The 8,651-nt window shown below is 63.0% G+C and carries 8 protein-coding genes and 1 pseudogene; 7 read left to right on the forward strand and 2 right to left on the reverse strand.

What is annotated here, in order from left to right:
- Positions 1-178 precede the first annotated feature (178 nt).
- From MLGJGCBP_RS52740 to MLGJGCBP_RS46305, 7 genes and pseudogenes are all read left to right on the forward strand, one after another.
- Positions 179-642, forward strand: a pseudogene (locus tag MLGJGCBP_RS52740) (IS701 family transposase); the annotation flags it as partial.
- Between the two features lie 873 nt (positions 643-1,515).
- A complete protein-coding gene (locus MLGJGCBP_RS46280; protein ID WP_201453040.1) occupies positions 1,516-2,670 on the forward strand; it encodes an acyl-CoA dehydrogenase family protein in 1,155 nt (384 codons plus the stop codon).
- 500 nt (positions 2,671-3,170) lie between these two features.
- Positions 3,171-3,680: a PaaI family thioesterase gene (locus MLGJGCBP_RS46285; RefSeq protein ID WP_160095746.1), complete on the forward strand. Its 510-nt coding sequence runs from the start codon at positions 3,171-3,173 to the stop codon at positions 3,678-3,680.
- Between the two features lie 56 nt (positions 3,681-3,736).
- The gene (locus tag MLGJGCBP_RS46290; protein WP_160095748.1) at positions 3,737-4,543 is read left to right on the forward strand and encodes an SDR family NAD(P)-dependent oxidoreductase; all 807 of its coding nucleotides are present in this window, start codon (positions 3,737-3,739) and stop codon (positions 4,541-4,543) included.
- Positions 4,544-4,624: 81 nt separating this feature from the next.
- Positions 4,625-6,421, forward strand: coding sequence for an AMP-dependent synthetase/ligase (locus MLGJGCBP_RS46295; protein ID WP_160095750.1), 1,797 nt, complete (start codon positions 4,625-4,627; stop codon positions 6,419-6,421).
- A gap of 76 nt (positions 6,422-6,497) precedes the next feature.
- On the forward strand, positions 6,498-6,707 hold the full coding sequence (locus MLGJGCBP_RS54560; protein WP_160095752.1) for a MaoC/PaaZ C-terminal domain-containing protein: 210 nt from the start codon (positions 6,498-6,500) through the stop codon (positions 6,705-6,707).
- Between the two features lie 248 nt (positions 6,708-6,955).
- Positions 6,956-7,744 carry an enoyl-CoA hydratase/isomerase family protein gene (locus MLGJGCBP_RS46305; protein ID WP_160095754.1) on the forward strand — a complete coding sequence of 263 codons (789 nt, stop codon included), beginning with the start codon at positions 6,956-6,958 and terminating at the stop codon, positions 7,742-7,744.
- Between the two features lie 7 nt (positions 7,745-7,751).
- Here MLGJGCBP_RS46305 and MLGJGCBP_RS51055 read toward each other — a convergent pair whose 3' ends face one another.
- Positions 7,752-8,177, reverse strand: coding sequence for a transposase (locus tag MLGJGCBP_RS51055; RefSeq protein ID WP_201453038.1), 426 nt, complete (start codon positions 8,175-8,177; stop codon positions 7,752-7,754).
- Between the two features lie 5 nt (positions 8,178-8,182).
- Entirely contained in the window at positions 8,183-8,323 is a 141-nt protein-coding gene (locus tag MLGJGCBP_RS51060) for a hypothetical protein (RefSeq protein ID WP_201453039.1), read from the reverse strand.
- Positions 8,324-8,651: the final 328 nt, after the last annotated feature.

Raw genomic sequence — 8,651 nt, forward strand, 5'->3', positions numbered from 1 at the left:
GCGTCGCCGACGTCGTTGACGACCACGGACGCCCCGAGCGAGGCCAGAAGTCGGGCATGTGCGCGTCCCATTCCTGCACCGGCCCCGGTGACGATGGCAACCTTGCCGTCAAATTGATGCGAACTCATTTCGATTTCAGACCTCACTCTTCGAGAAATATTGATGATGGTCGATCGACCGGCAGGCGATGAACCGGCTCGATCGTAAATCAGCGTGCAGTGATGCGGGGCCGGAGGGTATGCGGCCGCTGCTGAACTGCAATTCCTGGGACTGCGACGGGCTGCGTGATGGATGTGCGTGAGGTCGTTGTCGACGATCGACGACGAAGTGCGCTATACGGCGAAACCCGAAGTGGCTCAATCGATAATCGAAAGCAGCTCGACGTGGGTATGCCGTTCGAACGGCGTACCGGCGACGAGGCGTACGCTCAGGACGGCAGACGCCGGATATGGCTCGAATCTCGTGGTGTGGCACACGTCGCCATCACCAAGTCACAGATGTCATCTCGATGGATCTGCGGCAGCGCCCGCCCATACCGTGATCGCCGAGTTGCTCGCAGCCGGATGGCACCGGATCAGCTGCGGTGACGCTCCCGGGCCCCCCGACTGGGCGGTCGTCGACATCCGGCCGAAAGGTAAGCGGTGTGTGTCTGGGCGGTTCGCGACAACGCATTCATAACCTCCTCCCGGTCGGGTCGATCTCGGACGCGAAAACGCACTCACCGCATGTAATACGTCGTTGACACGGCGCAGCTCGGCGTTCTCCTTCGTCAGACGCCGGTTCTCCTCGAGCAACGACGTCGACGGCCGGTCATCGCGCTCTCGGTGATCGGCCACAGCCTGGCGGATGATCTACCCTCCCGGTCAACGGATGAGGGCACGATCTGCGCAGGACTCGGATGTCCTGGGTCGTGGAGTGCTCACCGCCCGCCGCTACCACCGGCGCCGGTCCAGTCGCCGATCCCGATCTGAAGTGGTCGCCGTGCTTCTTGCACGCCACCGTCGAACTGGCAGAGGTCACGGGTCTGCCCGATGGCCGACCCGCTAGCTCGCACTAGAGTCAGTCTGTTCAGCGGACGAGTGTGGATGCGCAGGCTCAGGATCCTCGCGTGATGTCGTCGCTCAATCGGCACCCCTTCTGGCTATTTAAAGACATATGGTTGCAAAATGGAGAAGGCTTGTTAGTTCTAGTTGGTGAAAGCCTTCGTGGTGCGGTGCCTGTGGAGGCTTGTTGATGCTGGCGGCGGCCGGAGATGGCGGGTGGGTTCCGGTCCCTGTCGTTGATCGTTGCCGCGCACGCAGGGGCGGTCTCGGCGTGAACGATCGCTCTCGATTGGTGTGTGGCGTGGTTCGGGTGTCGGAAAGTGGTGGACATTGTGTCTCATTCGTTTATACTCTCGTTCCGAGAACGAACGTTCACCCAATCGGGGGTGAGTGGGTCGGATTCGGGACATGCGACCGTGATCGTCGTCTAGCGCAAGATGTAGGGAGAAGAGTGAACACCAACGCACCCGTCATTGACCTGGTCTCGTCGGAGGACGATGTCAGCTTGCGTCAGGTCGTGGCAGACGTGGGCAAGAAATTCGACCACGAGTACTTCATGGCCAGGACCAAGGCGGGCGAGCCGGTCACCGAGCTGTGGCAGGCGCTCGCGGAACTGGGCTTCCTGGGGATCAGCCTGCCAGAGGAGTACGGCGGTGGCGGTGGAACGTTGTGGCAGCTGGCGATCGTGGCCGAGGAGCTGGCGGCGGTCGGGTGTCCCCTGCAGCCGCTGGTCTACTCGCAGTCGATCGCCGGAAGTATCCTCGCTAGGTACGGCACGGATGAGCAGAAGGAGCGCTGGCTGCGTGGCCTCGCTGCGGGGACGCTCAAGTTTTCCTTCGCGCTGACGGAGTCGAACTCGGGGTCGAACTCGCAGGGTATCGCGACCAGCGCCCGGGTGGAGGGCGGGAACTACGTGCTCTCAGGTGTGAAGACCTTCATCTCCGGGGTCGATGATGCGGATGCAATTCTCGTCGTCGCGCGCACCGGTACGGACGAGCGCACCAACAAGGGGCAGCTCTCGCTGTTCATCGTCGACGCGCATGCGCCGGGACTGACTCGCCAACCGATTCCCACGGCCTTGCAGGCGCCGGACCGGCAATGGACATTGTTCCTCGAGGATGTGGAGCTCGGTCCGGATCGGCTGGTCGGGGAGTTGCATCGTGGATTCAGGGCTGTCTTCGACGGCCTGAATCCTGAACGCGTCCTCGGAGCCGCATTCAGTGTCGGCATCGGTCGTTACGCGCTGGACAAGGCTTCGCGCTACGTCAAGGAGCGGGCGGTCTGGGGTGTGCCCATCGGCACACACCAAGCGGTGGCGCATCCCATGGCGCAAGCGAAGGTGGAGTTGGAAGCTGCTCGGCTCATGTTGGAGAAGGCGGCCAGGTTGTACGACGCCGGCCTGCAGGCCGGAGAGTCCGCCAACATGGCCAAGTTCCTCGCAGCGGAGGCCAGTGTGCATTGTCTCGACAGTGCCATTCAGGTGCACGGCGGCAACGGCTTCGCCCTAGAGTACGGCCTGACCGACATGTGGTGGCTGGCGCGGTTGCTTCAGGTTGCACCCGTCTCCCGTGAAATGGTACTCAATTTCGTAGCCGAGCACTCCCTGGGTCTGCCCAAGTCGTACTGACCTGTCCCCGTATTCGTGAGACCGCAGGTGTGGGCGAGCGCGGGAGTCATTCGGTGGCGGTACCGGGATCCATTTGTCCCGAGGGCTTTCAGCCCTCGGGACAAAGCAATTGTGAGCCGAAGTGGATTGTGTCGGGTCTGCGCAGGCGGGTGCTTTCAGTGTCTGGATGCTGGTGCGAAAGTTACTGCGCGGGCGTGTTTCTTCCCCACCGGATGACGTCGGATGCGAATGCCCTCAAGCGTATTGATGACTCTGGATCCGGAGCGCTCTATTCCTTACCGAACCGTTGACTCCCTGATTTGAGTCAAGTATTCTCAAAATAAACGACAGCTTGGTCCGGTTCTCAGGGCGGGCATCCTGTCCGCGCATCACCGAGAGACATTCTGGGAGCAAGTGAGATGGACACGAGTACGCACCGACCGGTTGCCTCGACGAGCGAGGGAGGCGTAAGGCCTGTTCCGGATCTCCGAGGTTCGGTCTTTCCGGAGCTTGTCGATCGGATGCGCGACTTCCAGGACCTGCTGGCCGGTGCGAAGATCTCCCCGGCGCACGCACGGGAGTTGGCTGGAGTCCTGGAGTTCCAGTCGGCTCGGCTGGCCGCAGTCCAGGTGAGTGAGGGTGAACAGGACTTCGCCAATCTCCCAGATCACCCGACTCGCGGCCAGTCGTTGACGCCGAGGTTCGAGGTTGTGGAACGTGATCACCACAGCCTTAGAGCCGAGATCCGTTTCGGGCGTTTCTATCTGGGGATCGCAGCCGTGCACGGTGGGGCAATCCCGCTGATTTTCGACGAGTTGCTGGGAACCTTGGCGTCCTGGGAACGTCCTGCGGCACGCACGGCGTACCTCAATGTCTCTTATCGCTCGATCACGCCGATCGACACGCCATTGACCCTGGAGGCAGCGTTCACCGCCGAGTCCGGACGCAAGCGATACCTGAGGGGTAGCATCCGCGACGGCGAAACGCTCTGCGTGGAAGCGGAAGCTCTGTTCATCGAAACGAAACACTGAGTCGCGTTCCGGGCTGGAGCGCTCTCAAATCACCGACCCGAAAGAGATATGAGCCAATGGGAATTCTGGACGACCAGTCCGTCGTCATCACGGGCGGGGGCCAGGGGCTGGGTAGAAGTTATGCGCTCGCAGCTGCTGCGTCGGGGGCGGCCGTCGTGGTCAACGATGTCAATCCCGAAGGAGCGCAGGCTGTCGTGTCGGAGATCGTGGATCGAGGCGGGAGAGCCGTCGCCCACGTCGGATCGGTCGCAGATTGGGACACTGCTCAGGCTCTCGTCGAGTTGTGCGTCGACGAATTCGGCGCGGTCGATGCGGTGGTCAACAATGCGGCAATCATGCACATGGGCAACCTTCTCGAAGATCGCGAGGAGGATTACCGACGCCTCGTCGAGACGAACCTGCTCGGAACGGCGTTCGTCGGGACTCACGCCGCCCGTGCCATGGTTCGGCTCGGTGGTGGCCGAATTGTCAACGTCACCTCCACGGCCCACCTCGGGCGCGCACGCACGAGCGCATACGCTGCGACCAAGGGTGGGGTGTCCTCACTGACGTACGGCTGGGCCGTGGACCTGGCTAAACATGGTGTCTACGTGAACGCCATCGCGCCCAGTGCCCAGACCCCCATGCTAACCGAGAATCCCATCCCTGGAATCGATTACACCGAACTTCCCGTCCCCGACGAGGTGGCACCACTCGCGGTGTACCTGATGAGCGACCGGGTCCGATTCACCGGACAGGTCCTACGACTGGAGAAGCACGACCTCAAGGTGATGAACCTGGCCGCCTTCCCCGACAACGGGGTGACGCGCGAGACCTGGTCGCCGGAGGACATCGATCGTGCTCTCAACGAAATCGTCAACTGACGGGTCAGCGGTCGAGCGAGCGAACAGGAGCTCGGCGTCGGCGACCGCCACCCAACCCGCACAACTCCGGAAGGACGAGTAATGACTAATCATCTAGATAGGCCCAAGGCATTTCACGCCAGTACGCTGGCAGAGGCATTTCAGCTCACCGTGCGGGAGTTCCCCGAGCAGATTGCCTTCAACGCACAGGACGAACTGCCGCCGCTGACATGGTCGGAATACGCCGAGGAGGTCCGAACCGCGGCAGGGGTGCTTCGCGCACTGGGCCTCCGGCGCGGCGACACGATCGCGGTGATGTTCACTTCACGACGCGAGTTCCACTTCGTGGACTCGGCTGCGCTTCATCTCGGGATCACCTGTTTCTCGCTATACAACAGTGCCTCCCTCGACGCGATGCGTTTCGTGTTGGAGAACTCCGGTGCGAGAGCTGTGATCACGGAGGCGGCGTTCTTCGATCGGGCACTCGAACTCGATTCTCTCGTCGAGATGGTCGTGCTGATGTCCACCGACGAGCATTCGCTGCTCGACTGGGCCACCTTGGTCGAGCGGGCCGATCCGAGTCTCGACCTCGCTGCTGCCGCCGCCGAGGTCTCGCCCGACGAGGTCGTCACGCTCGTCTACACCGCAGGCACCACCGGCACGCCGAAGGGCGTGGAGCTCACCCACTCAAACATCACCTTCGCCATGCGGACGCTCGCCGATCGCATGGAGATCCCTGCTGGCGCGAATCAACTCTCGTTCCTGCCGATGGCACACGCGATGGCCCGCATGATGGATCACTACGTCGCCATGATGCTGGGCTTCAGCATCAGCGTCTGCGGCGATCCCGCGCGTGTTCTCGACGGTCTCGTCGCTGCGCGCCCGAGCTTCTTCGCCTCGACCCCCCGAGTGTGGGAGAAGTTGCGCACCAACATTCTCGATGCGGCGAACGACGACGTCGACGAGAGCCGCCGGGCGCAGTTCCGCCGGGTAATCGACTTGGGGATCGAACGGGTCCGTGCCGAACAGCAAGCGTTCGCCGCGGGACTCGATCGGCCGGACTCGACAACCACGCCGGAGGACGCGGCGCTGCTGAGCCACCTCAAGCGGCAGGTCGGGCTCGATCGCATCGTGTCCGCCATCGTCGGTGGCGCGCCCGTCGAGTCGGAGATGGTCGAGTTCTTCCATGCCATCGGGGTTCCGGTCGGCGAGGCATTCGGGATGAGTGAGTCCTCGGCAGTCTGCACCGCGAACCCGCCGTCGCGGGTTAGATTCGGAACCGTCGGGCCGCCGCTCGACGGTGTCACGGTGCGACTCGCCGACGACGGTGAGATCCTCTTCAAGGGTGCCAACGTTATGAGTGGCTACCGCGGGATGCCCGAGCGCACCGCTGAGGCGATCGATGCCGACGGGTGGCTCCACACCGGCGACGTCGCACAGATCGAGGAGGACGGGTACCTGCGCATCGTCGACCGCAAGAAGGACATCATCATCAATGCGGCCGGCAAGAACATGTCGCCGACCCTCATCCAGAGTGAACTCACCAGAGCGACTCGCCTCGTCAATCACGCGGTTGCCGTGGGGGACCGGCGCCCGTACAACGTGGCACTCCTGGTCCTGGACCCAGAGGAGCTTCGGCGATTCGCAGTCGGAAAGGGCCTGTCCGCGCACCGCGTTGCCGAGCTGATTCACCATCCCGAGGTGGTGGCAGAACTCGATGCAGCCGTTGCCGCAGCCAACGCCAATCTGTCTCGCCCGGAACAGATCAAACGGTACCGAGTGCTCGAGCAGGACTGGGTCCCGGGTGGTGACGAGCTCACGCCGACACTCAAGCTCAAGCGAGGTGCCGTCGTGAACAAATACGCCACGATCATCGATGCGCTCTACAAGAATGCATAGAGTGCGGGTCGGGTCGGTTCGGTGAGTATGCACCCCGAGTCACGTCGGCGGACCCACGATCTTTGCCGAGGACTTCGTGGTCGGTCAGCGGATCGGACTGGGATCCTGGTACCTGAGTGGGGACGAGATCATCGAGTTCGCGAGCAAGTGGGATCCGTTCCCGTTTCACCTCGACAGAGAGGTTGCTGCAGTATCGGAATTCGGTGGCCTGGTGGCCAGTGGCGCGCACGTGCTGGCGATCTCCAGGTCCTTCAGTTCCGGGCAGTGCTCGGTGCCACGGAAATGATGGCCGGACTGGGCTTTCGCGAGATGCGCTTGAGTTCGCCGGCTTGAGCCGGCGACACGTTGACGGGCTCCATGGTGCCGCTCGAGGTTCGGCTACGGTCGGACGGCCGGGCAGTGGTCCGGTGGCACGGTGCGATCGACATGGGGTCGACACGCGTCCTCACGATCGACGCGGCTGCGCTCGTTCGACAGCGGTACGCGGACGTCCGGAAGTGACCGCTCCTTCAATCAGTCAGTGAGGTTCAGCGAATGAACAGTAGTGATGTCGGATCCGAGCCGATTCTTGTCGATCGATCCGATGGGATCTGTGTGGTGACGCTCAACCGGCCATCGGTGGGCAACGCGATCACGGCCGCGATGTTTCAGCGTTTGCGGGAGGTCTTCGACGAGATCGAGGCCGACGACAATATCCGAGTTGCAGTGTTGACCGGGGCGGGCGCAGACGTATTCTGCGCCGGGGGTGACCTCAGGGAACTCATTCCGACGCTGACCACCGGGGACCTGAGCGCGGTCATCCCCGATCCCTCCAAGCGGATCCTCTCGGAGGTGTACACGCCGATCATCGCAGCGGTGAACGGTGCCTGCATCGCGGGTGGGATGGAACTCCTGCTGGGTACCGATGTCCGGATCGCCGCGGAGCACGCCACCTTCCGGACCCCCGAGGCCACGCTCGGCCTGGTTGGTGCCCAAGGAACGGTGACGCGGCTCGCGCACCAGATTCCCTGGGCGATCGCGATGGAGTTGCTGCTCATGGGTAGTCCGATCGACGCACACCGCGCGGCTCAGGCCGGTTTGGTCAATCGGGTGGTCCCGGCTGCTGACCTGCAGGTGGAGGCGTTGCGTGTCGCCGAGAGGATCTGCGCCTCGGGACCGCTCGCCGTCCGGGCGACCAAGGAGATCGTCATGAAGGCGGCCGCGATGGAGCGTCCGTTCATGATCGAGGCCGAACTGGCCGCGCGCGTCTTCGCCAGCGAGGATGCGGCGGAGGGTCCCCGGTCCTTCGTGGAGCGACGTACCCCACGATTTATGGGGCGGTAGTGACTTGTCAGGCAACCTTGGCCGGGTACTCGGTCCACGAACGGATCGGTGAGTCTGGTGCGAACGTGATCTTCGGTTCGACGTGAGCATCGCGCCACCGCATGTAGGTGGCGATCGCGGAGTTCTGTTCGGCGTGATTGCGATGGTCGGTCCCGTTCAACGCGAAGTACCGCAGCGCCGCGAACTCGGACTCGATCCAGTTCAGCCACGACCCGTACGTGGGTAGGAACACCAACTCCACGTCATTGGATGCGGGCCAGTCGCCGACCGAGGGGTGTCGGTGCGGGGAGAAGTTGTCGAGCACCACATACAGCTTTTCCCCGGGCCAGCGGGACCGCATCGCCTTGAGCTGGTGGAGGAACTCGCGGGAGCGTTTGCGTGGCCGGATGCGGTAATACATTCTGCCGCTGGGCAAGGCGAGTGCGGCGAGCATGTGCATCACACCGTCGTGGCGGAAATACGTCGCGCGTTGGCGGTGTGCGCCAGCAACTTGTCCTTGCTGGGCTTCGGGTTCAGAGGGCCGAACTCGTCGACGCAGACCACCCGCCCATCTTCCGGTGAATTGTCGTACAGGTCCAAGATCGCGTGAATCTGGCAACAAAGTCCGGATCAGTGGACGCCTTCCACGTGGTGGTGGTGGCCTGCCAGGTGACCTTGCCGCGCGGGATCCGGCGCAGCGTTTCCCGATTGATCGCCGGCACCGCCTTCCTGGCGATCAGATGCTCGGTGAGCGTGGACAGGCTCCACGTGGAGAACGCGGTGGTGTTCCAGTCAGCAGGGACGTCCTGGCGATCAGGCAGATATTCTCGCGGTTCTGCTCACCGATCGTCCTAGAGCGTGTCTGCCAAATATTGGCGGTTGGATGCTCGAGACTGTCCCCGTGTTGCGTGCCAACGAGATTTCCGAT

Origin of the sequence: Rhodococcus sp. T7 (assembly GCF_009872365.1) — a bacterium.
Lineage (GTDB): Bacteria > Actinomycetota > Actinomycetes > Mycobacteriales > Mycobacteriaceae > Rhodococcus_F.

Excerpts from the sequence above, each read along its gene's own strand:
- MLGJGCBP_RS46285 (WP_160095746.1), top strand. The coding sequence starts at position 3,171 with ATGCGCGACTTCCAGGACCTGCTGGCCGGTGCGAAGATCTCCCCGGCG.
- MLGJGCBP_RS46290 (WP_160095748.1), top strand. The coding sequence starts at position 3,737 with ATGGGAATTCTGGACGACCAGTCCGTCGTCATCACGGGCGGGGGCCAG.
- MLGJGCBP_RS46295 (WP_160095750.1), top strand. The coding sequence starts at position 4,625 with ATGACTAATCATCTAGATAGGCCCAAGGCATTTCACGCCAGTACGCTG.
- MLGJGCBP_RS46305 (WP_160095754.1), top strand. The coding sequence starts at position 6,956 with ATGAACAGTAGTGATGTCGGATCCGAGCCGATTCTTGTCGATCGATCC.
- MLGJGCBP_RS51055 (WP_201453038.1), bottom strand. The coding sequence starts at position 8,177 with ATGCTCGCCGCACTCGCCTTGCCCAGCGGCAGAATGTATTACCGCATC.